The sequence below is a fragment of the Ruminococcus sp. CAG:57 genome, from assembly GCF_000435935.1.
GTDB lineage: Bacteria > Bacillota > Clostridia > Oscillospirales > Ruminococcaceae > Hominimerdicola > Hominimerdicola aceti.
Map to the genome: position 1 here is coordinate 12,512 of NZ_FR890683.1, position 25,449 is coordinate 37,960.

The following is a 25,449-nucleotide window of genomic DNA, read 5'->3' on the forward strand; positions in this document are numbered from 1 at the left end:
TAAAATTACTCTATAAATGACTTCATGCCACGCTCACGTCGCCAATCAAGGAACTCCTCATATGTGCCCTGTCTGTCGATACAGCCGTCGTGGGTTATCTCGATTATTCTGTTTGCAACTGTCTGAACTATTTCGTGGTCATGAGATGCGAAAATCACAACGCCTTTGAAATCTCTAAGTCCGTTATTCACGGCTGTGATAGACTCAAGGTCGAGGTGGTTGGTAGGTCTGTCAAGCATTATAACGTTTGAGCCGAAGAGCATCATACGGCTGAACATACATCTTACCTTTTCACCGCCTGAGAGAACTTTTACAGGCTTATATATCTCGTCCCCTGAGAAGAGCATTTTGCCAAGGAAACCTCTGAGGTAGGTGTCTGTTACCTCGGAAGTGGAATATTTTCTTATCCAGTCAACTATGCTTTCGTCATTATCGTTGAAGTAGGCTGAGTTATCTATTGGGAAATAGGAACGTGATGTGGAAACGCCCCACTTAATGCTGCCCTCGTCTGGCTCTTCTTCCTCTGCAAGTATCTTGAAAAGCATTGTGATAGCCTGCTCGGACTCGCCTATGAAAGCGACCTTATCGGTACGGCTGAGGGTAAAGGAAACATTATTGAGAAGCTTTACTCCGTCAACTGTTTTTGAGATGCCGTTGACTTTGAGTACGTCTTTTCCAAGCTCTCTATCCATATTAAAGCCTATGAAAGGATATTTTCTTGATGAGGCAGGCATTTCCTCGACTGTGAGCTTATCAAGAAGCTTTCTTCTTGCGGTAGCCTGCTTGGACTTTGATTTGTTTGCTGAGAAGCGGTTGATGAACTCCTGGAGTTCCTTGATCTTCTCCTCGGCTTTCTTGTTCTGGTTCTTTATCATTCTCTGCATAAGCTGTGAGGACTCATACCAGAACTCGTAGTTACCAACATACATTTTTATCTTTGTATAGTCGATATCCACGATATGGGTACAAACATTATTAAGGAAGTGTCTGTCATGGGATACGACGAGGACAGTTCCGAAATAGTCGGCAAGGAAGTCCTCAAGCCAGCTTATAGCGTCGATATCAAGGTGGTTTGTAGGCTCGTCAAGCATGATGATATCAGGGTTGCCGAAAAGTGCCTGTGCAAGGAGCACCTTGACTTTTTCGTTACCTGAGAGGGTGGACATCTGTGAATAGAGGATATCCTCGGAAAGACCAAGACCCTGAATGAGCTTTGAAGCGTCAGACTCAGCTTCCCAGCCGTTTAATTCTGCGAACTCGCTTTCAAGCTGACCTGCTCTGTCGCCGTCCTCCTCGGTGAAGTCCTCCTTGGCGTAAAGCTCGTCCTTTTCTTTCATTATCTCATAAAGACGCTTATTGCCCATTATTACAGTTTCGAGAACTGTATACTCGTCAAATGCAAAGTGATCCTGACGAAGCACTGAAAGTCTGTCCTCTTTTGAGATCACTACCTCGCCTGTGGTAGGCTCTATCTCACCGCAGAGGATCTTCAGAAATGTTGACTTTCCTGCACCGTTTGCACCGATTATGCCATAGCAGTTGCCGTTTGTAAATTTAAGGTCAACGTCCTTGAAAAGAAGCTGACCACCGAATGAAAGGCTTACGTTTGATACTGTTATCATTTTAACTCTCCTATATCTGATAATTATACTTTGACACTTTATTATACCACACAAAGCGGCTTATGTCTACTTTTAATTATTAATTTTTCATCACTGCGCTTTTATGGTGCAAACGAGGTTTTGCTCTTGACGTTTTCAACAAAAAGTGTTATAATTGTTATGTTCACATTGGCAATAGCGATAATTATTGCCCTGAAAATTCAAGAAATTAAGTTGGAAAGGATAACTTGAATATGAAAAAAGTTTTGTTCGCTTCTTCGGAGTGTGTTCCGTTTATCAAGACAGGCGGTCTTGCTGACGTTGTTGGCTCTCTGCCTAAGTGCTTTGACAAGAGGTATTATGATGTCAGAGTAATTCTTCCTAAATATTCCTGCATGAAACAGCAGTGGAAAGACATGATGCAGTACAAAACGCATTTCTACATGGACTTTGCAGGTCAGAGCCAATATGTGGGCGTGCTTGAATGCGTTTATGATGGCGTTACGTTCTATTTTATCGACAACGAACATTATTTCACCGGTGACAAGCCTTACACTGAGCATCACTGGGATATAGAAAAGTTCATGTACTTTGACAGAGCTGTGCTTTCTGCTCTGCCGCTTCTTGATTTCCGTCCTGACGTTATACACTGTCACGACTGGCAGACGGGTCTTATACCTGTATATCTTCATGACAGCTTTGCAGGGGGAGATTTTTTCCGCGGCATAAAGACTGTTATGACTATACACAATCTGAAATTCCAGGGAAATGACGGAGTTGAGCAGTTCAAGAGGATATCCGGTCTGTCTGACTACTACTTCACTATCGACAAGCTGAGAACGGGCGTTGACGGAAATATGCTCAAGGGCGGTCTTGTTTATGCTGACGCTATCACAACTGTCAGCAACACATACGCAGAGGAGATAAAGACGCAGTTCTACGGCGAGGGTCTTGACGGACTTATGAGGGCAAGGGCTAACGATCTCCGTGGTATCGTAAATGGTATCGACTACGTTGATTACAACCCTGACACGGACAAGAACATTGTTGTAAGATACAATTATGACAACGTGCTTGAGAAGAAGATACACAACAAGAGGGCAATTCAGGCTGAGCTTGGTCTTGCGCAGGACGACAATCGCTTTATGATAGGCATTGTTAGCCGTTTGACAGATCAGAAGGGCTTTGACCTTATTGCATACATGATGGAAAGAATGTGCGAACAGGGCATACAGTTCGTTGTGCTTGGCACGGGCGAGCAGAAATATGAGGATATGTTCCGCTGGTTTGCAGGCAAGTATCCTGACAGGGTTTCCGCTAACATTTACTACAGTGAGGAAATGAGCCACCGCATTTACGCATCTGCTGACGCATTCCTTATGCCGTCACTTTTCGAGCCATGTGGACTTTCACAGCTTATGTCACTGCGTTACGGTACGTTGCCTATCGTTCGTGAAACTGGCGGTTTGAGAGATACTGTTCAGCCGTTCAATCAGTTTGAGAGGACCGGCACTGGTTTCAGCTTTGCAAACTACAATGCACACGAGATGTACAACACTGTTATGTTCGCAAAGTACATATTTGATGACAGACGTGACGAATGGAACGGACTTATCAAATCTGCAATGGCACAGGATTTCTCATGGCAGGCTTCTGCTAACAAGTATCAGGAAATGTATGACTGGCTTATCGGCTAAGATAGATACAAGAAAAGCTCCGCCTTCCTGCGGAGCTTTTCTTATGTTATAGGTTTTGTGGCAAGCATATGATTTATCGGAGATCAGGTGGGAGACCTCAGATCACCGCTACGGAAACAAACATAAAAAGCGGTACAGTTTAGGCTGCACCGCTTTTGTTTTGCATTTATCAGTCACCGAAAGCGACGCCCAGAGCCTTTGCGGTCTTGACGAGCTGGTGGTCGGCAGGGACGAATTTTGTTTTGCCTGCGACTTCTGAAAGTGGGTTTTCTGACACAACTTCATTTATCATTGCCACTGCATAGCCGTATTTATCGGCTGCGATAAGCTCTGCGGCATGGACGCCGAACTTTGTGGCGAGAACTCTGTCATAGGCTGACGGGCTGCCGCCTCTGAGCATATGACCAGGAACGCAAACTCTTGTTTCTCTGCCTGTAAGCTCTTCTATTTGCTTTGCAATTCTAGGGGTAGCAGTTGTAAGACCCTGTTCTGCACGGAGTCTTGCTCTTTCCTTCTTTTTAAGCTTTGCCTCTTCTTTATCAAAAGCACCCTCAGCTACGGCGAGGATAGAAAATCCCTTTGATTCTCTCTTTTCGCAGGCAGCGGCAAGCTTTTCGATATCATATGGTATTTCAGGAATGACTATCATATCTGCACCGCCTGCGATACCTGAATAGAGGGTGAGCCAGCCGGCTTTATTGCCCATTATTTCTGCAACGAGTATTCTTCCGTGGGAATTAGCTGTGGAATGAAGTCTGTCGATAACGTCTGTGGCTGTGTCAACAGCGGTATGGAAGCCGAACGTTACGCTTGTGCCCCAGATATCGTTGTCGATAGTTTTAGGCAGGCCGATAACGTTAAGTCCCTCGGTTGAAAGGAGGTTAGCGGTCTTATGAGTGCCGTTGCCGCCCAAGGTGAGCAGGCAATCGAGCTTCTGCTTTTTATAGGTTTCTTTCATAGCCTTTACTTTATCCACGTTATCTTCTTCGATGACCTGCATTTTCTTGAAAGGCGTTCTCTTTGTGCCGAAAATAGTTCCGCCTGTGGTAAGGATACCTGAAAAGTCAGACTGCTTCATTTCCTTGCACATATTATTGATAAGCCCATAATAGCCGTCCTCTATGCCGATTATCTGGACGTCTTCGCCAAACTTTTCATAGCAAGCCTTTGCAACGCCTCTGATAGTTGCGTTAAGTCCCGGACAATCTCCTCCGCTTGTGAGTATGCCTATTCTTTTCTTCATTTTACCAAGTCCTTTCAATGAAATTCTATCATTATCAACGATATCAATACTTATCGCTTGTGCTGAAATCTTCTATATCGGCTTCGTCGGAAGGAGTGATATCCTGCTGAGTTTCCTCAGGGGTGGCCTCGCTTTCCGGCTCATCGTCAATATATGTGAACCTTGAAGTCTGATGCTCTTTCTTATCCTTTTCACTGTTCTCGCTAAGTTTGAAACGTGCTATCATATTCTTTAGTATGAGCGACTGGCTTGAAAGCTCTTCACTTGCGGAAGCTGAACCGACTGCAGTCGAGGTATTGGCTGATACAACGGCTGATATCTGGTCTACTCCCGTATTTACCTGAACGATAGCTTCTGCCTGCGCCTCAGAAGCATCTGAGATATTTTTTACGAGATCCTTTATAGTATTTGAATTGCTTACGATATTGTTCAGCGAATCAGCAGTTTCTTCGGCTATCTTAGAGCCCTTTGAAACAGCGGCAGACTGGTTTTCGATAAGTGAAGCGGTCTGCTTTGCGGCTTCGGCTGATCTTGACGCCAGACGTCTTACCTCGTCTGCTACCACGCCAAAGCCCTTTGAACCCTCTCTTGCGGCCTCTACGGCGGCGTTAAGGGCAAGGATATTTGTTTGGAATGCGATCTCGTCAATGACCTTGATTATCTTTGAGATCTCATCAGAAGCAGTATGGATAGCATTCATGGCATTTACCATGTTGCCCATATCGCTGTTGCAGTTGTCAACGGCTTCGGTATTCTTAAGTACGATATTATAAGCGTTCTTAGAGTCCTCAGAGTTCTGAGTTATCTGCTTTGAAACATCACTGAGGGTAGCGGAAAGCTCCTCGATCGCAGAAGCCTGCTGTGTAGAACCCTGTGATACAGACTGTGCGATATTTGACACCTGAACCGCTCCTGAGTTCACCTGCTCGGCTGACATATTGATAGAAGCAAAGGTATCAGACAGTGAGTCGAGTATCTCGTTAAACGTACTCTTTATCTTATAGAAGTCGCCCTTGAAAGTGCCTTCCATTCTATGGCAAAGGTTACCCTCGGATATCTGGGTAAGAGCCACTGTAATAAGGTTGATATACTGTCTGAGGCAGACGATAGTTTCTTCCAGAGAGTTTGAAAGGACGCCAAGCTCGTCCTTGGAATACCACACGTCAACAGGGTCGGTAAGGTTGCCCTGTGCGAGAGAACGAAGTCTGTTTGTGGTAGAAATGATAGGCTTTGTTATCCTCTTTGCAAAAAGCAGAGAGAACAGCACCGTCAGGCACATAAGCACAACGCCCATTACAATGATATTAGTAAGTGCGCTGGAGCTTGCAGTGGTGAAGTCGGCAACATTTGTAACCATGACAACAGTACCGTCAAAATATGACGAACCATAATAGCCCACGATATAATTGTTATCCTTAAATTTATACTCTGTTGTACCGCTATTATTTGCAAGTATTTTCTCAACTGCATTTGTCACTTCCGTATATTCTTCATCTTTCTTACCGATCTCAAGGGCATTTTTACCTATCTGATCGGTATCCTTATGAAGAAGGATCTCTCCGTCTTTACCAACAAGATAAACATAGCCGGATTTTCCGAAGGTATATTCATTAAGAGCATTGACAAGCATATCGCTCTGAATGGTAATACAAGCGACTTTTTGTTCTGAGTTGCCAGACTTTGTTGAAGCAAGTATAGAAAAATAATTCTTACCGCCAAAGGAATATATATTGGTTATATAAGCCGAGCTTCTTTCGCAAGCGCTTACGATGTGTTCCTTTTCAACTGATGACGATACCATTTCATTATCTGTTGCAAGCACAATGCCATTGCTGTCAAAAACCGTAAAATTCAGATAGAAGCCTGTGTTGTCTGCAAAGCCACTTTTTACCGCCTTCAGTCTGTCAGCGTCAGTTTTTGCCCCTAAAAAAGAATCAGACTTTACGGTCGAAACTATATTATTCGTATAAGAGCTGATCGTCGAGTCAAAATTCTTAGCCGCCTGAACAGCCAGTGGTTCAGCGGTGCTTTTGAGCGTATCCTTTGCAGAAACGTTTATAAAATACACGGAAACCAAGCTGAGCAGCACCGTGATGATAAGTGCGATTGAAAGCATTGCCAAAAGCAGCTTTGAACGCAACGTTTTCATATACAGTTCCCCCTTATGAACTTGTTTTTAACGCAGCACACAACACTGCGATATTACGTGTTTATTATATCATAATTGCACAATTATTTCAAGTACCACAAGCATATTTTTTGTGAACTTATGATGCAATTAATGATATAGAGGTGAATAAAAATAGGTAAAAAGGGGGTAAATAAAATATGTACATAAGTCTAAGGATAAGAAAAAGGGTGATGCTTTGCGTTATAGCTGTGCTTTCTATGCTGGCGGCGGTGGCTGTTATGCCGACCTTTGCAAAAGAAGAAAAAACAGATGGGATAAAGCTTCCGATCATAATGTATCACAGCATCGTAAAAAACGAAGATTGCAGCGGTGAGTATGTCATAACGCCTATCGAGCTTGAAAAGGATCTGCTTTATCTGAAGCAGAACGGCTACACTACTGTTTTTGTAAATGACGTTATAAGATATGTGAAGCGTGGGGGCGAGCTGCCTGAGAAGCCTATTATACTGTCCTTTGATGACGGCACTTACAACTACAGAGAATATCTTCTGCCGCTTCTTGAAAAATACGATATGAAAGCCACTGTATCTATTGTGGGGGCTTACACTGACGCTGCCTGCGAGGAGGCTGAGCCTGATCCTGCTTACTCTTATCTTGACTGGCAGGACGTTTCGGTGCTTCGTGACAGCGGTCATGTGGAGATATGCAATCACTCTTACGATATGCACAATCTTGAGGGCAGGCGTGGAGTCGGTCAGCTAGAGGGGGAAAGCTACGAGGATTACCGAAAGATATTTCTTAACGACACCACGAAGCTTCAAACGCTTTGCGATGAACACTGTGGTTTTCAGCCAAACGTTTACACCTATCCTTTCGGCATAACCTGCGAAAGTGCAAGTCGGCTCGTAAAGAACATGGGGTTTGAGGCTAGTCTTGGAGTAGAGGAAAAAATCAATATAATAAAAAAAGAAGATGAGCGCTGCCTTTTTGGTCTTTACAGATACAATCGCAGCGGGATCATCTCCACAGAAGAATTCATGAAAAAAGTTTTTGGAGCATAAAAAAAGCAGCCCCTATTGGAGCCACTCTCTAAACTGAATCACCATCAGCATATTCACATTATACTCTGGCAGGTGTCGAAATTATACTTGTTTTTGTGTGATTTTTGTAAAAAAAATGTGTATTCGTGTAAGCAGAGTGAAAAATGCTGTCACAAGCAGCCAAAAGCACGTTGATACGCCACTTTTGGCTGTTTATCATCTCTTTACACAGAACTTATTTATCCTTTTTGCCGCCTTTGATCTTTCCTCTTATCCAGATAATTATTACGACAAGTGCGATAACAAGGACAATAAGGACGATAGCAAGGGCGGTATTGAGCATCTTTTTATACTGGTCCATAACATTTGCGTTTTTGGACACGGCAGATGAAGTATCGGAGCCGTCTTTCTTTTGGACGGTCTGGGTCTGCTGTTCATCTCCGCCTGCGGCTCTTATTATGGTGACAGTATAGGTGGCGGCATTGCCGTCAACGTCTGTGACGGTTATGGTTCGTACATTTTCGCCCACCTGACACTCGCTTGTGCCTGTATACCATACATAATCAGAGGGGCTTGCTGTTGTTCCCTCTATCTCAACATTGGTAACGGAATTGTCAACGTTCACTGTATAGTTATAGACATTATAGGCAAAAGCAGGAGAAAGCTCGCCGTTATCCACTGTCAGGTCTGTAAGAACGCCTTTATCGGGTATGCCGTTTGAAGGTGCGGTCTTAGTGGTAGTGGTGGTGGTAGTGGTCTTTTCGGTGGTGGTCGTGGTTTCTGTTTTGGTCTCGGTTTCCACCTTATCGCCTCCAACTGTTATGACACAATAGGCGGTAGGCGAGCCGATAAGCTCTGAATCAGGGGAATATATCTGACAGCTTTGCAGGCTTATATTTGCATTTCCTGCTGACAGACCTTTGAACGTAAAGCTGAAATCCACTTCTGAAGAGGGGGTATCAGGAAATCCGTTTACTGTAAGAACTCCTCCGCCACCTGAGGCGTTGTCGCTTGACACAAATTCTATAACGGAATCGTCATAGGCGATATTTGCCTGAACGCTTCCTATCTCTGAATCTGCGGAAAATGTCACGGACACTTCAAACTGCTGATCGGTCATGACGGGGTTTTTAGGCGGATAGAAGAAAGCCTCCCCTGTAGCATGGGCAGTGAGAGCCGTCATTGGAACTGCAAGTGCGGCTGTCAAGAGCGATGAGAATATTCTTTTTACAAGCTTTGTTTTTGTGATCATTGCTATCCCTCCCGATAACATGGATAATTATTTGGTATAAACTTTGGCTATATCAGACCACTGTCCGAAATAGGTCTTGTTCCCTGTGGCTGTATAGCTTCTCACACGGACAAAATATGTCTTTTGGCTTTTAAGATCTGTTACGGTCTTTTTGTCGGTCTTTTTTGAGGTCACCTTAACTGTCTTTGCACCGCTGAAAGATATATTTTCAGCGTAGGATATCTCATAGCCTGTAGCAGAGCCTTTCTGTGCATAGTCTATATAAAAGCCTTTTTTCACTGGCATGAGCTTTTGTATGGTCTGCCTTGCGGGGGTGATGACAAAAGACTTCGTTATCACTCCGCCATACGAGCCTTTTCCTGTTACTGCTACCTTAGCTGTGCCTATATTCTTATTGCAGGAATATTTCACTATATAGTCTGTGCCGTTTTTAAGGGTCTTGCCCGAATATGTGACTGTTATGCTTTGGGTGATGTTCCTGCCTGTGAAAGACTTGTTTTTTATGCCTGCGACCTTAGCTTTGGCAATATCATATTTTGCGGTGGTCACGCTCTTTGTATCAGACCATGCGCCGTTATAACGCTTGCCGCTGACTATTGTATACGAACGCACTCTTACATAATATTTCTTCCCTGCCGTCAGGTTTGAAACGGTCTTTTTATCCGTTTTGTTTGAGGATATGATCAAGGTTTTTGCACCTGCGAAGTCAGAGCGTGTACTGTACTGCAATTCATATCCTGTGGCTGAACCTTTCTGAGCAAAGTCGATAAAAAAGCCTTTATATCTTGTTTGCAGAGATTGTATCTCCTGTTTTGCAGGACAAATGGTAAATGTTTTTGTTATAGTACCCTGATAGTTGCCCATGAAGCTTATGATTATTTTTCCAACGCCTATTTTTGTATTTGAGCTATAGGAAACAGTATAATCATGTTCAGGAAGAAGAAATTTTCCTCCGTCCGTTACCATAACGTCAGGTCTTATAGGCTTGCCTGTGTAGGAGAGCGCATCAACATAATAGACGCTTGTCAATTGGGCGGACTTTGGAAGAATGTCGAATGCTTTGGCTATAGTGCCGCTGTATCCGCCAATGCCTGTTATTATCATTTTGCCCTTGCCTGCGGCTATATTATCGGCATAGTCAATGGTATAGTCTTTATTATTTGTCAAAGTGGTATCGCCATAGGAAAGCGTTATACCACTTTGAGCAAGCTCATAGCCTGTGAATGTCATATGTGTTTTAAAGCCTGATATCTCGCAGTCTTTTATAAGCTTTCTGTCGGTATAGACCGCCTGCACTGTCATATGGGCTGTGACTTTTGAAAAGTCTTTATCCCAGCCTGTAAAGCGTTTGCCTATTATGGTCGGTGCTTTGGGCGGATCGACACTTTTGCCGTATTCTACGGTCTGAGATGACAAAACTGTGCCGTTTATATCGGTGAAATCGACCTTGCAGGTATTGGCTTTCCAGCCTGCATAAAGCGTCTTTGAGCCGTCTGAAAAGCTCACAGACGTTATAGGATTGCCATTAAGCTGTGGGTCGGCATACCAGCCTGTGAACTGTGCGCCCTCTTTTGTGGGTGCGGAAAGCTGTGCAGTTTCGCCCTCGCCAAGCTCATCAGGGTTGAGGGAGCTGTTTTCGCCACCGTTAAGGATATAATCTATCTTTGCTTTGTCACTTGGGGTGACTTTTGCGGAAACTGTGGTGTTTTCTGTGAAAACTGTGTCGCTGTTCACAGGTTCGCCTTTATGATACCAGCCGAGGGTGAAGCCCTGCTGAACGTTCACTTTTGGGAACACGGCTTTGCCTGCATAGTCTGTGCATACTTCTATGGTCTGTGCCACAGCGGAGAATGTTATCTTATGGGAAGCCTGCTCGCTATATGATGTCTGGCGCACAAGAGTGCCGTCCATTGTCCACTTTGCGCTGTCTTTGAACTTTTCACCGTAGGTGTTCATTGCATATGCACCTTGAGAAAGTGCATTTTTTGCAGAGAGGCTTGAAACCAGGCTGTCGCTGTCATTGCTGTAACAGCCGTATGCGTTCACAACGGAAACGGCAATATCCCTGCCTCCTATAAAGGCATTTGTAATGGCGGAGCTGTTTTCCCTCAGGTTTGAAGAACACTCTGTTATGATACCGCAGGATTGTCTTCCTATGACGCCACCTGAATAGACTTCTCCTGACACTGTGCCGTCAAAGGTGCAGGCTTTTATGGCTGTTCCTTGATAAAAACCCACTATTCCACCTGCGTAATCGCCTTTCACTATACAGTTTTTCAGGGAAATGTTATTTATCTCTGCACCATTTTTTATGTATGCGAAAAGCCCTGAATACTCCCCTGAGGAGATAACTGCGTTTTTTATAAGATGTCCGTTGCCGTCAAAATAGCCCATGAATGGGTTTTCAGAATCGCCTACGGGTGAGATAGTTTTTCCGTCAAAGTCAAGGTCGCCTTCAAGGGTGACTAGCTTGCCCTCGAAGCTTTCGCCACTGCTGACACGCTTTGCAAAGCTTTCCCACTGGGCTTCTGTGGTTATAACAAGGGCTTCGTCCTGTTCTTCTGCGGCGGAGATAAGGAGCTTTTGTGCGTTTGAGATATCGTTCTTGGAAGCAGTTTCATCTGCAAGCACCGTTCGGGCATTGTTTGCTTCCCTTTCACAGCCTGCAAGGGTGCCGTACTTCACAAGGGTGGTTTCAAGTGAACTTTTATCGGGCTTTGCAGTATCGTCAGTATAAGCATAGATAAAAAGACTTCCTATGGAGTCGGTCTTATCTGCTCCAACGTCAGACCAATATTTGCCGTTAAGAGAAATATAGCTTTGCCCTGACTGCGCCTTTGATGTTCGGTCGCTTTCTGCAAGGAGATATCCCCTGCCGCTGTCGCCGCTGAATTTTACTGAAATGGAATATTTCTCGCCCTCTTCAAGGAGGATATCCTCGGGAAAGTCAACTGTATAAAAGCCGTTTGCGGACACTGAGCCGCTTATCTGCGTTTCAAGGACGCCTATAGGGTCGCTGTCTGAAACGTCGGTATAGACGCTTAGGGTGTAATCCGCACTGCCCGTTTTGCCCACATACATAAAGCCTGCTTTATCAAGCTTTTCATCGGCTTTAGCGGTGAAAACATTTGCACCGTAAACAGAGCCGTCATTGCTGGCGTTCACAACATAGCCTGTCATTTTGCTGTAGTGATATGTATTATCACAGCTTTCTTCAAAGTCATAGCAGCAAAACTGTCCGAACTCTGCTTCGTCATAGGACACCCAATAGAAGCCGTCATTGTCCTGATCTGCGCCCCACGAGCCTTTCACAAGCCATGCGCCGTTATTGGCAGGCTTGTATCTGAAATTATCCTTACTGTAGTTATCGTCCCAGCCCACCACTGTGACGGAATGATTTATGATAGTGTTTTTTGAGGCATCGGGATCATAGTAGGCAGTATTGTTATGATTCATATAGCCATTTCCTGCAAAATAACTTGCGGAAACTGCTCCAAGCTCCATTATTTTACGCTTCACCTGCGTGGTGCTTGAAAGCTCCATGACATAATTCAGCCTGTATTCGCTGACGCTTTTCTTATTTTCGGAAACTATCATATTCTCTGTGCCGGATTCTAAAAACGGCTCGTAATCCTCATAGCATAGTCCCTGACCATTTGCAAGGGCGGATGCCGCAAAGAGCCAGTTTCCTCCTGATGAGAAATCGTCTTTACCTGTGGCTGTGCCTGAATTTGAGGACAGCACCAAGGCTGGCACGGAAAATTCTGCGGAGGGGTTTTCAAGCCCCTTTTTGATAAGATCCTGTTCTGCGCAGGCAAGGGCTGAGAATGCCCAGCAAGCACCTGTTGAAGCCTGATCTTTTACTGTTGTGATCTCTCCTGAGCTTCTTGGGTCATAGGTGGATGGGAGCTTTCGGGCGGCTAGTCTTGCAGGGGACTTTATCTGATAGTCGCCGTCTGTGCTTTTGGCCACGCCCTCTATCTCATAGCTATAGCCGTTATGGGTAAAGTTTACGGGAACGACTTTTATGCCGTTATCCTCGTTGGCAAGTGCAAAAGTCTGCGCCGAAAGCTGAAAAGCCAAGAGCAAAGCTGTCAAAAGCCCTGCCGCACCTTTCATTCTTCTCATGTTCCGCCCTCCTGTTTATCTCAGGTTATGGTTATCTTTCTTGTATACTCGTTTGAAATACATCTTCCGTATGCCGCTGTTTCTCTAAGTCTTACTGCGTTCTTTTCAAGGAAAGCAACACGCTTTGCATAGTCGGAGATATCCTCAAGCTTTTTCAGCGAGGTATCATACTCAAGAGTTCTGTTCTCAGCCTGCGCAAGTATGCGTGTGCCTGTGCGGTTAAAGGCAAGTATCCTGCCGTATGGCACTTGTCTGATATCGTCCTTTCTGATGCCGAGAACAAGGTGCAGGACCATTCTTCTTACTCTTGCCATGGTGATATTCTTTGACTTTATACGCTGTTCAAAGATATCCATAGTTTCAGGGCAGGAGCTTACGACAGACATAAATCTGTTGGCAAGGTGTTCGTCGCAGTCAGGTAGGGCTAGAAAATCTTCTCTTGAAGCTGTGCAGAGCTTGAAAAGCATTTCTCTGCCTGCCTGCCGGGTAAAGGACGGCTTACAGCCCTCAAAATCATATGGAACAAATTTCTGCCACTCACCGCCCTCTTTTATAAGCTCTCTTATATGAGAAGCCGAAGCAAAATCACCAGACTCTGCCTGAGAATCATGTGCAACAGCTTCACGCTTTACGGCATAAGGCACTAGCCATGGGGCTATACGCTTTGCCGCCTTTATATACTCCACTGCAAGAACGTTATTTGGTGTGGAGAATATCTCTTCGGCGGTTCTGCCATAAAGACCTATGGAGGCTTCATACATAGCCTGCGGGTAGGACTTTCCCTGAGATAAAAGTTCTCTTACCTGCTGTGAATTTTCAAGCATTGCGGATATTTCAGCTGCCTGTTCAAGGGCGTTCCTATCACCGCTTTCACAGCCGAAAGACAAGGTCGTTACCACGTCCTCCCCAAGACCTGCAAGAAGCCTTACTGCACTTCTTGCAAAGACCTCACTGTTTGAACATGAGAACGGGCATGGCAGTTCTATAACAAGGTCTGCACCGTTTCTTATAGCAGCCTGCGCTCTGTCATATTTTGAGAAAACAGCCGCTGAGCCACGCTGCACGCAATCGCCGCTCATTACTGCGACGATACCCTCTGCGCCAGCCTGTCTTGTGGCTTGTATCTGATATTTGTGTCCGTTATGGAACGGATTATATTCCGCAACTATTCCCGCAATTTTCATTTTTTACTCCTCTTTCTACCCTATGCATATTTTATTCCGTCTTTCAAAAGCTTACTGCGAATTATGATACTAATATGTTAAGCCCTAGTAAAAAAAATTGTGCAATATGTATATTTATGAAAAAAGCTCTTGAAATTTATCATTAATATTGATATACTATAAGTATATGATATTATGGGCTTAAAGTCAAGCCCGTTATCTGACATATTATAATCGGGAGGAGATTTTTTCCAATGAAAATCTTAGTTGTAAACGCAGGTTCATCATCACTTAAATATCAGCTTCTGGATATGAAGGACGAGTCTGTTATCGCAAAGGGCAACTGCGACCGTATCGGTATCGACGGCCATGTGAGCGCAAAGACAGGCGACGGCAGACACATCGAGGAGGATTGCAGTTTCCCTACTCACACTGAGGCTTTTGAAAAGCTCGTTGAGGTACTCACATCAGGCGAAACAAAGGTCATCGACTCTATGTCTGAGATATCAGCCGTTGGTCACAGAATAGTTCAGGGTGCTGAGGTATTCAAGGTGACCTGCCTTGTAACAGACGAAGTTATCGACCAGATCGACGCACTGGCTGAGCTTGCACCTGTACATAACCACCCACACGCTCTTGCACTGAGAGCCTGCAAGGCAGTTATCCCAGCAGGCACACCACAGGTAGTTGTATTCGACACTGCTTTCCACTCAACAATGCCAAGAAAGGCTTATCTCTACGGTCTGCCATACGAGTGCTACACTGATCTTCATGTAAGAAAATACGGCTTCCACGGAACATCACACAGATTTGTTTCAGGCGAGCTTGCAAGAGTAATGGGCAAGCCTATCGAGGAGCTTAAGATAGTTTCATGCCACCTTGGCAACGGCTCATCTATCACAGCTATCAACGGCGGCAAGTCTGTTGACACATCAATGGGCTTCACTCCTCTTGACGGTCTTGTAATGGGCACACGCTGCGGTTCTGTTGACCCTTCTGCTGTTGACTATGTTGAGAAGAAAATGGGCTTTACACCTGACCAGATGACAGAATACATGAACAAGAAGTCAGGCTTCCTTGGTCTTTCTGGTATCGGCTCTGACAACAGAGATATTCAGGCTGCTGCAAGCGAGGGCAACGAGAGAGCGCTTATCGTAAGCGAGATATTTGCTTATCAGATCAAGAAGTTCATAGGTTCATACGCTGCTGCAATGAACGGTCTTGACGCTGTTATCTTCACAGGCGGTATCGGTGAGAACGCACCTGAGGTAAGAGCGGCTGCTTGCTCAAATCTCGATATCCTCGGTATCCACATTGACGCTGAGAAAAATCTCTGCCGTGGAATACTCAAGGAGATCTCCACAGACGATTCTAAGACAAAGGTTTACGTTATCCCTACAAATGAGGAGCTTCTCATTGCAAGAGATACTCTGGCACTTGTTACAAAGTAATATTTCAGATAACATTAAGGACGGCTTTCTTATGAGAGCCGTCTTTTTTTGCACATAAAAAAGGCACAGGAGAGGTCTTCCTGTGCCTTGATTTGTTTGAATGTACGATATCGGCTATATACGTTTTCCAAACACATTGTATCAGGTCTTAACGCCTGAGAACTGCGTCTGATAAAGTCTGTAGTAACAGCCCTTGGCGGCGATAAGCTCCTCATGGCTACCCTGCTCTGCAACACGTCCACCGTCGATAACGACTATCTTATCGGCGTCACGGATAGTGGAAAGTCGGTGAGCGATGATAAGGGACGTTCTGTTTTTCATAAGAGCCACCATTGCGGACTGAATGTGCATCTCAGTTCTGGTATCAACTGAGGAAGTGGCTTCGTCAAGAATAAGTATCTTCGGGTCGGCAAGCACTGCTCTTGCTATGGAGAGAAGCTGACGCTGACCTTGTGAAAGGTTTGAGCCGCCCTCGGCAAGCACTGTGTCGTAACCCTCGGGAAGTCTTTCTATGAACTCGTCTGCGTTCGCAAACTTTGCCGCCGCCTTTATTTCATCAAGGGTGGCGTTTTCTCTGCCGTAGCGGATATTCTCCTCTATGGTGTCCTTAAAAAGCACTGTATCCTGCAAAACTATGGCTATGGAACGTCTGAGCTTGTCTTTCGGGATATCGTAAATGCTCTGACCGTCTATGGTTATCTCACCGCTGTCAACGGGATAAAATCTTGTGAGAAGATTTACTATGGTGGTCTTGCCAGAGCCTGTTGCACCGACTATGGCTATTTTCTGACCTGCTTTTACTTCAAGATCGAGGTCTTTCAGCACCTGTTTTTCAGGAACGTACGAGAAGTCGATATGCTTGAAGTCGATATCGCCTTTGACGTTTTCCACCTCAAAGTCAGCCTTGCCCTCGTCAGTTTCCTTATCGGCGTCCATGACCTCAAAGATACGCTCTGCGCCTGCTATTGCGGTCTGGATATTCGCAAACTGGTTTGCAATCTCATTGATAGGACGTGAGAACTGTTTTGAATAGAGTATAAAAGCCTGAATAGTTCCCACTGTTATAAAGCCTTTTATTGCGAACCAGCCACCAAAGGCTGCGATAAGGATAAAGCCGAAATTGGATATTAAGTTCATGCAAGGACCCATTACACCACCGAATATCTGAGCTTTTATGCCACATTTTTTCAGATTGTTGCTCATTTTCTCGAACTTGTCAACAGCGTCCTGCTCTTTGCCATAGGAAACGACCGTTCTATAACCAACGACCATTTCTTCCACTTCACCGTTTATCTCGCCAAGAAGCACCTGCTGTTTGATGAAGTATTTCTTCATATACTTTGTGAGTACGCCTGAAACGAATATGGTAAGGAACACTGTAGACAGCGAGATAAGGGTAAGAAGCGGTGAATACAGAAGCATTATGACAACTGTTCCCACTATGGTCAGCACGCCTGAGATGAGCGAGCCTATAGACTGAGAGATAGTTGTGGAGATATTCTCGACGTCGTTTGTCATACGGCTCATTATATCGCCATGGCTATGGGTATCAAGATATTTTATAGGAAGTCTTACAAGGCTTGAGAACAAGTCTTTACGCATGGTCTTTACTGTGTACTGTGAAAGCTTTGCGGAGAATATTCCCTGCATATAGGTGAAAACAGAGGACAGGAGATAAACTGTCCCAAGACCTATGAGCGTTTTGCCAAGCGCACCGAAGTCAACGCTTGTTTTCTTTTTGGTGAGAGTAATGCAGTCTATGGCTATTTGCTGTATTGACGGTGCGGCAAGGTTGAGCAGAGTTATAATGAGCATTACACCGATAAGAGCGAAAAACAGATATCTGTTTCTTCCTATGTAGCCGATAAGCTTTTTAAGGGTGTTCTTTGCGTCCTTAGGCTTTTCCATTGTGAGCCTTGCACCGTGAGGTCCGCCCGGTTTTCTTCCGCCGGGTCCCATTGGAGGCATTGGAGGCATTACACTTCACCTCCTGACGTTTTTACCTGTGAAGCGTAGATATCCTGATATACCTCGCAGGTCTTTAATAGATTTTCATGAGTATCGCAGGCACAAAGCTTGCCGTGGTCAAGGACGGCTATCCTGTCGCATGATTTTACGCTCTGGATACGCTGTGCGATTATGATAAGGGTAGTGCCATTCATTTTGCGGTCTATCTCCGCACGAAGCTTTGCTTCTGTGCCAAGGTCGAGGGCGGAGGTGGAATCATCAAGAATGAGGATCTCAGGTTTTTTAAGTACCGCTCTTGAGATAGAAAGCCTTTGCTTCTGACCGCCTGACAGTGAAGCACCCTTTTCGGCTATAATACCCTCATAGCCTGCAGGTATCTTCTGAATGAATTCGTCAGCCTGAGCTGCCTGTGCGGCGGAGATGACCTCCTCATGGGTAGCGTTTTTGTCGCCCCACTTTATGTTGTCCTCAACTGTGCCTGAGAAAAGCTCGCTCTTTTGCAGGACTATGCCAACTTTCTTTCTAAGCTCGTCAAGCTTGCAATCCTTGACGTTTACGCCGTCAACAAGGACTTCCCCTGCTGTGCAATCATAAAATCTTGGAATAAGATTTACAAGTGAAGATTTTCCCGAACCAGTTGCACCTAGTATGGCGACGCTCTCGCCTGACTTTATATCAAGGGTAAGGTCTGAGATAACAGGTCTGCCCTTGGTTTCTGGATAGGAGAATGAAACGTTTTTAAAGCTCACTGTGCCGCCTGTTTTATCTGAAAGGGAAACGCTGCCGCTTTTTATAACAGGGTCAGTTTCGAGGACTTCTCTCAGTCTGTTTGCAGATGCGGAAGCCTTTGCGAGGGTCTGGAACATCATAGACATCATCATTACGCCATGCAAGACCTGAGTAAGATATGTGATAGCCGCCATGACCTCGCCGACCTTCATATCTTGCGCCTGCACCTGCCAGCCGCCTATAACTATAACGGCAATAACAGACAGATTGAGTATTATCATAAGAAGCGGCTGAAGGATAGCCATAAGGGTCTGAACACGGAGGTTTGATTCCATAAGGCTTATATTTGCATCGTCAAAACGCTTTTCTTCTGTATCCTCTCTGACATAGGCTTTTACTACTCTTGCGCCTGTGACGTTCTCCTGAACCACAGAGTTTACGCTGTCAAGACGTTTTGCAACGATAGAATAGTATGGGTTTGCCTTTTTGAGAATTATTATCATCATGATTATCTCGACAGGCAAGGCACATAGGATTATTATTCCAAAGCGAACGTTCAGAGTGAGCATCATGATTATTCCACCAAAGAACAGCAGGCTGTCACGCACCAACATTCTCAGCATGAAGTCTACCATTTGCTGGATAGCGGTTATATCCGCTGTAAGACGTGTTACCAATGAGCCTGTGGTGAACTTGTCGGTCTGTTCAAATGAAAGACCCATGACACGCCTAAAAACGTCCACACGCAGATCTCGTGAAAAGCTTTGGGAAGCTATCCCACCGAATGCAGAAGCCGCAATTCCGCAAGCTCCGCCGCCTATAAGAACAAGGAGCATGAGAAGTCCCGTTCTTATGATAAGATCCATATCCTGACCCAGCACGCCGTCGTCAACTATTTTTGACATAAGCTTTGGCTGAAGCAGGTCGCCCAGCACTTCTCCCACCATGGATAGAGGTGTCAGCACCGCAAACAGTGCATAGGGCTTCAAGTATTTGCTTAGTTTTACTTTCAAAGCAGTTCCTCCTAAAATTTTATTTCAGGCTACTTATACGCAGGGGAACATTGACGGAAGATAGCAAATGCAGAGCAGTGGGCTGTTAAGGACGCCAGCCCCTACAAAATGTGTGATATAACTTTTTTATGTAGTGGCGAACAGCGTTCGCCCGCATTGCTTTTGTTTTGCTAATGATCGCATCGACTTTTCACTGCTGGTGACAAGGCAGAGCCTTTGAAATCACAGCCCTAATTGTGCATTATCTCAAGCTCCCTGGACAGCTCCTGCGCTGTCATTTTTCTGCTGAGGGAGGCTTTGTCTATCATTATGGTAACAGGCTCTTTTCCGTGGATATCGAACCAGTTGTCAGAGAAAACGCAATCTGCGGTCTTCAGGCTGAGGCAGACGCTTTTGGCGTAATTCTCGGCACAGAATGTCAGGGCGAATTTATCCTCGCTTTCGGAAATGCCGTAAGTTATGGCAGGCTCTAAGAATGTAAATTCTTTCGGGCGCACAAAGAGCGTTGTGCCAAAACTCAACACCTTGCCGTTTTCCATAATGGAATATTCGAGATATTTTTCACGAGGGTCGGTACGGCTGACAAGCTCCTGCGAAAGGTCTATGTCAAGGACGTTTTGTGCGGTAAGAGCCGGAATGTTCACGGATTTTTCTCCGCTTTGCAAAATTTCAGCTTTATTGTTTCTCAGCGTCCATTTTACCACGCCCTCAAAGGCTGTCATGCGTTCGTTAGATATATTAAGGACAGGCTTTTTTCTATCGGTATCGTCGCAGGAGATAAGGCATGGAGCGTAAAAACGCTTTGCATAATAATGCAGACCTTTCCACCTGCCGAAATAGTCGATACTTGACCACGAGATAACAGGGTTTGAATCGTTCACCTGCCAATAGGCAGAGCCCATACATCTGCCTCTCGCTCTTCTCATATGCTCAACATTTGAGCGTATGCAATCCGCCTGAACGAGCTGTGAGGAATAGATGAGCTGTTTGAAATCGTACGGATATCTTACCATTTGAGCGAGATAGTACATTATCTTCTCGTTGCCCTGAACGCACTTCTGATGTGCCGCCATAACTGGTGAGCAAAGGTCAAAGTCGCCCTTTGTTTCATCAGCAAAGGCACGGCAGGTCTTTATATCAGGCAGGCTTTCAAAGCCGTACTCCGAACAGAAACGGTAATAGAACTCTCTGAACGCTTCGATAGGCTTGAAGTTGTGCCAAACGTCCCAATAGTGCATATCACCTGCATGGTTTGAGGAAGCGTCCTTGAAGCCTCCCCCTGATGAAGGTGATGACGGCCAATAGAAGGTGTTTTCGCAGGGGTCATAGGCTTTAAGCACCTGTGGGATAATATCCTCAAAAATAATAAGATAGTCACGCTTTGCTTCCTCGTCCTCGGGAAGACCCCAATATTCCCATGCGGATTCTATCTCGTTGTTGCCACACCACAGACCAAGAGAGGGGTGGTTTCTCAGGCGGATAACGTTGTCACGAACTTCCCCACGGACAGTTTCTTCAAACTCCTCTGTGAGCAGATATGCAGAGCAGGCGAACATAAAGTCCTGCCATACTATGATACCATTCTCGTCGCAGTAGTCATAGAAATACTCGTCAGGATAATAACCGCCTCCCCACACTCTTATAAAGTTATAGTTTGCGGCCTTGCAGTCTGCAAGGAGCTTTCTTGTTTTCTCCTCGTTACAGCGTGTGACTATCTGGTCTTCGGGGATATAGTTTGCGCCCATGGCAAATATCTTCACACCGTTGTTTATAAAGCAGAACTCCTCGTCCCACTGATCTTTTTCACGGCTGACAGTTAAAGTTCTAAGACCTATGCGCTGTGTATTTTTATCTGTGCAAGCGTCATTTTCATCATACAAAGTCACGGCACAGCTATAAAGTGGCTGTTCGCCATAGCCGTTCACCCACCAAAGCTGAGGGTCGTTTATCACAAGCTCTGTTTCATAATATTCTGCACTTTCCTCCAGGCTTATGTCGGCTTTTGCGGTGATATTGCCCTGCGGGTCGGATATTTCCACCATAGCTTTTTTACAGCCGTGGTTTTCTATATGCAAAAGGGCTTTCAAAGTCACTTTGTTCTCGGTATGTTTCTGGCTGTAGTAGACGTCAAGTATACGTCCTGCATCTGGGACGATAAGGGATACACTGCGCCATATTCCCATGTCAGGGAGCATTGGACCCCAATCCCAGCCGAACATACAATGGGCTTTTCTTATATGTGTATAGCCTGTCATGGTGGAGTCAACGCCCCAAAGGTGACGTTTTTCGTCCATTTCTTTTATGTATCTGTTTGGCGAGGTTATTTTCACTGTGAGAGTGTTGTCCCCCTCTTTGATAATACCATGGACAGGAAACTCCCACACTCTGTGCATATTGTTCACTCTGCCGAGGTGAATGCCGTTGAGATAGACGTTTGCTATGGTATCAATGCCGTCAAAGTGCAGGACAGTATTCTCGCACTCCACTGCGGCCTTGTCTGCGGTGAATGTGGTTTCAAAATCGTAATCATCATCACATATCTGTGTTGAGATATACTCGTTCTCACGATAATATGGGTCGGGTATCTTTTTATAGTCAAGCAGGGTCTTATATACAGAGCATGGAACTTTGCAATCAAAGCTCTCCTGCGAGCCTGCTTTTTTCATTTTCCAGTTATCGTTAAGGCTTACTGTTATACTCATTATTTTTCTCCTTATTTATCATGGACGCAGAAAAGGTTTGTTTCCCATGCGGGGTAGTATCTTTCCTGACGAATATAGAATTTGTATCCTTTGCAAAGGCTGTTTATATACAGAGGCAGGGTGATGTAATCATATGGTCTGTGATACAAGGCACAGCATATTTTGGGGGCATAGCGTGAAATGGTATATTCACTGCCCTTGATAGCTTCTAGGTCTGCTCCCTCAACGTCATATTTTATATAGGTGCATTTTTTGCCTGCAAGAACGCTGTCCAGACTTCTTGCACGAACCTTTTTTCCTGCGGCATCTACTCTGCCCTGTCTGCCTGCGCCACCTGCAAAGCTAAGTTCGGTATCTACGCTCCATGCGGCGGCGTTATAAAAGCTTATATTGTCATTGGCTTTTAGATTTTTCAGGCATTTCTGAAAGTTTTTTCTCTCAGGTTCGAGGGCATATATTCTCTCATACTTTCCCCCTGTGCGTGAGATAAGCTCTGCGGCAGTGTCGCCTGTGTATGCTCCCAAGTCGCAGTATATCTCGTTTTCTCCAAGGGGAAGTATCTCGGTTATCTTGTCCTTATCCGTAAATATCTCACGGATATAAGAAAGCTTGCCTGTTATCTTGAACGCTGTCAGTTTTTCAAAGGTAAGCTTTGAAATATCGTCATCAAAAAGACGGTAAGCTTTTTCAGCCTGAGAATACATTGAGAGAAGCTTTTCCTTGCTGAAATTTTCATCGCCTGCAACGCACATTTCCGGCACTATGACCTCGCAGCTTTTTTCAATATTGTCGATACGCTCCATTATCTCAGGCAGGCTCGTGCCAAAGCCAAGCACAACTGTGATATCCCCAAACTGCGCTTGCACCTGTGAGAAAGTCTGCACCTTAAACCCTCTGAAGCTTTGTCCACGGACAAAATCGTCGCTTGCAAAAACACCTGTGCATTTTATGCCAAGTCTATCAAATTCATCAAGAAGCTTTTCCGCTCCATCGCCCATGCCGTATATGAATATCGGCTTTTCGCAGGTCTTGAGCCTGTCCCACGAGCTTTCAAGGGACTGAAAATATTCTTTTGAAAACATTCACACTTTCCTCTCCAAAAAAGGCTCTCACAGAAAGATCTGCGAAAGCCCCTTATTCTTATAGAACTTTATATGATATCGTCATCGATATCAAAATCATCATGATCATGGCAATGACCGCCGTCACCGCCGACCATATCTCTGCCCCTTACACGGTATCTATCACGATTTATATTGATATACTTATCAAGCCGTGCAAGCACATCTCTTGGCGCTTTTATGGACTTGACTTCCTTAATAGGCGTATCAACGTCTTTGACATTCATTACTATTGTGCCACAGCCGAACATTCTTTGTCCGAACGGCAGGACAAGCTTTTTGTCGATGACCCTATAAAGGTCAAGCTCGTCTTCCTCTATGCTGAGAAAACCTTTGCGTGTTATAAACTTATCTTCTGTGAGAAAATATCTTGTAAATGATATAGGCAGACCAAAAATCGTTCTTTTCTTATCTGTCCAAATGTAATTGATAACGTCTTTTTTCATAAAACGACGTCGCCTCCCTCAAGATGATCTATAATTTTTTACAAAGACATCATTGCAAACTGGTGGCACAAAAAAGTTGCTGACCATGTTTTTGCAACGATCCTCCCGTATATTTTACCACGCAATAAAGCTTTTGTCAAGAAATTATCCTTTGTAAAAGCTATGTAAAAATACTATTCATATACATATTTCTAATTGATTATATTTATATTAACAAATATAATATCATGCATTTATTTTAATATTTAATTAATTATATAGCAATCTTTGCTGGCGTTTTCGACTTTTTTCTACATAAAATGAGCTTTCATAACAATGTAAAGTTGATGTAAAATATAATGAATCGTCAATTTATTCATATAATGTATTGATTTAAACGACACAAAAGCTTATTTTCTCTGTGTAAATTACAATATTTGCACAATTATCTCATTTAAAATTTGGTCATAACCGACATTTGTTTATTTACTATGTATAGATTGTTGCGTGTTTCTTAAAACATAGTACAAAAAGCAAGAAAATTAAGTAAAAAACTTGAAATTATATCGTAAAAATGTTATACTGCAAGTGTAGTATAAAGTTAAAAAAATAAAAAAACCGGAGGAAGATTTAAAATGTGTAAAAAAGACGTGATCAAAATCCTTGTCGGAAGCCTCAATCAGGCCGGCATGAAGGTGGCAGACTATCTGAAAAAACAGGGGTACAATGTTGCGCAGTCAGACTACAATCCACTGGAGATACAGCTTGAGGTGCTTAAAAGCAAACCTGATTTTCTGATAATTTCAGAAATAACTGAGTTTCCCTACGAGCTGTGCAAAAATCTCAAAGGGGCTTGTCCTAAGCTGAAAATAATCATGCTTTCCGACAGAAAAACCAACAATGGACTTGCAAAATACGCAGACATGATAATAAAAAGTCCTCTAAGCTGTGCGGATATCAAAAACGCACTCAGAGCGCTTCAGTGTCCTGACGATTCTGCAGATCTGAACATCACAATAACACGAAGCTCTGATGAGGGGTACACCAATGGCGACATACAATCTGCTATATCCACCGTAATGAAGCGGTTATGCATAACTCCGAATTATAACGGCTATGGCTACATTAAAGAGGCAATAAAAATGGCTCTTACGACAGACAAAGCCAACAGACGTGTCACAAAGGTCATTTATCCAGAGATAGCGGCGGCACATGGAGTAACCACAGTAAGCGTTGAAAGAAACATGCGCACCGCCATAAGGATCGGTTGGGAAAAGGCTCATGACAAAGACAAAGCCGAGATATTCGGTAATTTCGCCATAAGACCTGACCACTACCCCACGAACAGCGAATTTATTTTCGTTGCCGCCGAATACATAAACAGCAAATATCCAGCGGAAAAGGCATTATCAGCAACCGCTGAACATACTAGCGAAAGTAATTTATTTATCTGACAAGAAGAAAGCCGTTATGCCCACAGGCACAGCGGCTTTTTTCTATATAAACGAAACGTCCTGCAGTAAATGACAACGGGCTGCCCTGCGGACGCAGATCTTCGGCTGCGTCACCCACTGTCATACGATCACTGCAGACGCTCCGTTATCTCATTTTATGCCGACATGGTTTTTATGACACAAAAAAGCGTACCGAAAAATCGGTACGCTCAGTGTTTAAGTAAAAGCCGCCTTGCCGTCGCACAGCCGATAAACCCGCTATAAAAGCAGGGTGGGTAAAACAGCCTGAAAGCTTCACGCTCCCTTCGTCCGTTTCCGAAACGGCAAATGC

General features: G+C 44.5%; 16 protein-coding genes. 4 read left to right on the forward strand and 12 right to left on the reverse strand.

The genetic code is table 11. The features are described 5' to 3' along the window. Positions 1–5: 5 nt before the first annotated feature. The gene (locus QVO88_RS00660) at positions 6–1,622 is read right to left on the reverse strand and encodes an ABC-F family ATP-binding cassette domain-containing protein (RefSeq protein ID WP_022286604.1); all 1,617 of its coding nucleotides are present in this window, start codon (positions 1,620–1,622) and stop codon (positions 6–8) included. Positions 1,623–1,855: 233 nt separating this feature from the next. On the opposite strand from QVO88_RS00660, the gene glgA reads away from it, so the two are divergent. Further along, entirely contained in the window at positions 1,856–3,298 is a 1,443-nt protein-coding gene (gene glgA, locus QVO88_RS00665; RefSeq protein WP_022286605.1) for a glycogen synthase GlgA, read from the forward strand. A 169-nt stretch (positions 3,299–3,467) separates the two neighbouring features. On the opposite strand, the gene QVO88_RS00670 is transcribed toward glgA, so the two are convergent. Then, the gene (locus QVO88_RS00670) at positions 3,468–4,541 is read right to left on the reverse strand and encodes a 6-phosphofructokinase (protein WP_022286606.1); all 1,074 of its coding nucleotides are present in this window, start codon (positions 4,539–4,541) and stop codon (positions 3,468–3,470) included. A 43-nt stretch (positions 4,542–4,584) separates the two neighbouring features. Further along, on the reverse strand, positions 4,585–6,690 hold the full coding sequence (locus QVO88_RS00675; RefSeq protein WP_022286607.1) for a methyl-accepting chemotaxis protein: 2,106 nt from the start codon (positions 6,688–6,690) through the stop codon (positions 4,585–4,587). A 179-nt stretch (positions 6,691–6,869) separates the two neighbouring features. Here QVO88_RS00675 and QVO88_RS00680 point away from each other — a divergent pair, with 179 nt between their 5' ends. Next, on the forward strand, positions 6,870–7,733 hold the full coding sequence (locus tag QVO88_RS00680) for a polysaccharide deacetylase family protein (RefSeq protein ID WP_022286608.1): 864 nt from the start codon (positions 6,870–6,872) through the stop codon (positions 7,731–7,733). 214 nt (positions 7,734–7,947) lie between these two features. On the opposite strand, the gene QVO88_RS00685 is transcribed toward QVO88_RS00680, so the two are convergent. From QVO88_RS00685 to QVO88_RS00695, 3 genes are read right to left on the reverse strand one after another with little or no spacing between them, the layout of a single operon-like run. Next, on the reverse strand, positions 7,948–8,964 hold the full coding sequence (locus QVO88_RS00685; RefSeq protein WP_022286609.1) for a cadherin-like beta sandwich domain-containing protein: 1,017 nt from the start codon (positions 8,962–8,964) through the stop codon (positions 7,948–7,950). Between the two features lie 27 nt (positions 8,965–8,991). After that, positions 8,992–13,092 (reverse strand): lectin like domain-containing protein, encoded by a 4,101-nt coding sequence (locus QVO88_RS00690; RefSeq protein WP_022286610.1) that lies wholly within the window; start codon positions 13,090–13,092, stop codon positions 8,992–8,994. A 20-nt stretch (positions 13,093–13,112) separates the two neighbouring features. Next, on the reverse strand, positions 13,113–14,276 hold the full coding sequence (locus QVO88_RS00695) for a nucleotidyltransferase family protein (RefSeq protein WP_022286611.1): 1,164 nt from the start codon (positions 14,274–14,276) through the stop codon (positions 13,113–13,115). A 233-nt stretch (positions 14,277–14,509) separates the two neighbouring features. On the opposite strand from QVO88_RS00695, the gene QVO88_RS00700 reads away from it, so the two are divergent. Further along, positions 14,510–15,706 (forward strand): acetate/propionate family kinase, encoded by a 1,197-nt coding sequence (locus tag QVO88_RS00700; protein ID WP_022286612.1) that lies wholly within the window; start codon positions 14,510–14,512, stop codon positions 15,704–15,706. A 141-nt stretch (positions 15,707–15,847) separates the two neighbouring features. On the opposite strand, the gene QVO88_RS00705 is transcribed toward QVO88_RS00700, so the two are convergent. The 5 genes from QVO88_RS00705 to QVO88_RS00725 all read right to left on the reverse strand — a co-directional run bounded on the left by QVO88_RS00705 (position 15,848) and on the right by QVO88_RS00725 (position 23,685). Beyond that, complete coding sequence (locus QVO88_RS00705; protein ID WP_022286613.1) at positions 15,848–17,683, reverse strand: ABC transporter ATP-binding protein; 1,836 nt, start codon at positions 17,681–17,683, stop codon at positions 15,848–15,850. Beyond that, a complete protein-coding gene (locus QVO88_RS00710) occupies positions 17,683–19,416 on the reverse strand; it encodes an ABC transporter ATP-binding protein (protein WP_022286614.1) in 1,734 nt (577 codons plus the stop codon). The genes QVO88_RS00705 and QVO88_RS00710 overlap by 1 nt, the downstream gene beginning before the upstream one ends. 230 nt (positions 19,417–19,646) lie before the next feature. Then, entirely contained in the window at positions 19,647–22,118 is a 2,472-nt protein-coding gene (locus QVO88_RS00715; protein ID WP_022286615.1) for a glycoside hydrolase family 2 protein, read from the reverse strand. 11 nt (positions 22,119–22,129) lie between these two features. Further along, positions 22,130–23,200 (reverse strand): FkbM family methyltransferase, encoded by a 1,071-nt coding sequence (locus tag QVO88_RS00720; RefSeq protein ID WP_022286616.1) that lies wholly within the window; start codon positions 23,198–23,200, stop codon positions 22,130–22,132. A gap of 68 nt (positions 23,201–23,268) precedes the next feature. Continuing rightward, entirely contained in the window at positions 23,269–23,685 is a 417-nt protein-coding gene (locus QVO88_RS00725; RefSeq protein ID WP_022286617.1) for a PH domain-containing protein, read from the reverse strand. A 614-nt stretch (positions 23,686–24,299) separates the two neighbouring features. Between QVO88_RS00725 and QVO88_RS00730 the strand changes: the two genes are divergently transcribed. Further along, the gene (locus QVO88_RS00730; RefSeq protein WP_022286618.1) at positions 24,300–25,118 is read left to right on the forward strand and encodes a sporulation initiation factor Spo0A C-terminal domain-containing protein; all 819 of its coding nucleotides are present in this window, start codon (positions 24,300–24,302) and stop codon (positions 25,116–25,118) included. Here QVO88_RS00730 and QVO88_RS00735 read toward each other — a convergent pair. Beyond that, complete coding sequence (locus QVO88_RS00735; RefSeq protein WP_256321068.1) at positions 25,111–25,242, reverse strand: hypothetical protein; 132 nt, start codon at positions 25,240–25,242, stop codon at positions 25,111–25,113. The genes QVO88_RS00730 and QVO88_RS00735 overlap by 8 nt on opposite strands. Positions 25,243–25,449 lie beyond the last annotated feature (207 nt).

Bases quoted from the DNA above. Each gene is read 5' to 3' on its own strand.
- QVO88_RS00690 (WP_022286610.1), bottom strand. From the start codon at position 13,092: ATGAGAAGAATGAAAGGTGCGGCAGGGCTTTTGACAGCTTTGCTCTTG.
- QVO88_RS00720 (WP_022286616.1), bottom strand. From the start codon at position 23,200: ATGTTTTCAAAAGAATATTTTCAGTCCCTTGAAAGCTCGTGGGACAGG.
- QVO88_RS00700 (WP_022286612.1), top strand. From the start codon at position 14,510: ATGAAAATCTTAGTTGTAAACGCAGGTTCATCATCACTTAAATATCAG.
- QVO88_RS00725 (WP_022286617.1), bottom strand. From the start codon at position 23,685: ATGAAAAAAGACGTTATCAATTACATTTGGACAGATAAGAAAAGAACG.
- QVO88_RS00730 (WP_022286618.1), top strand. From the start codon at position 24,300: ATGTGTAAAAAAGACGTGATCAAAATCCTTGTCGGAAGCCTCAATCAG.
- QVO88_RS00695 (WP_022286611.1), bottom strand. From the start codon at position 14,276: ATGAAAATTGCGGGAATAGTTGCGGAATATAATCCGTTCCATAACGGA.
- QVO88_RS00680 (WP_022286608.1), top strand. From the start codon at position 6,870: ATGTACATAAGTCTAAGGATAAGAAAAAGGGTGATGCTTTGCGTTATA.
- QVO88_RS00705 (WP_022286613.1), bottom strand. From the start codon at position 17,683: ATGCCTCCAATGCCTCCAATGGGACCCGGCGGAAGAAAACCGGGCGGA.
- QVO88_RS00735 (WP_256321068.1), bottom strand. From the start codon at position 25,242: ATGACAGTGGGTGACGCAGCCGAAGATCTGCGTCCGCAGGGCAGCCCG.
- glgA (WP_022286605.1), top strand. From the start codon at position 1,856: ATGAAAAAAGTTTTGTTCGCTTCTTCGGAGTGTGTTCCGTTTATCAAG.
- QVO88_RS00715 (WP_022286615.1), bottom strand. From the start codon at position 22,118: ATGAGTATAACAGTAAGCCTTAACGATAACTGGAAAATGAAAAAAGCA.
- QVO88_RS00660 (WP_022286604.1), bottom strand. From the start codon at position 1,622: ATGATAACAGTATCAAACGTAAGCCTTTCATTCGGTGGTCAGCTTCTT.
- QVO88_RS00685 (WP_022286609.1), bottom strand. From the start codon at position 8,964: ATGATCACAAAAACAAAGCTTGTAAAAAGAATATTCTCATCGCTCTTG.
- QVO88_RS00670 (WP_022286606.1), bottom strand. From the start codon at position 4,541: ATGAAGAAAAGAATAGGCATACTCACAAGCGGAGGAGATTGTCCGGGA.
- QVO88_RS00675 (WP_022286607.1), bottom strand. From the start codon at position 6,690: ATGAAAACGTTGCGTTCAAAGCTGCTTTTGGCAATGCTTTCAATCGCA.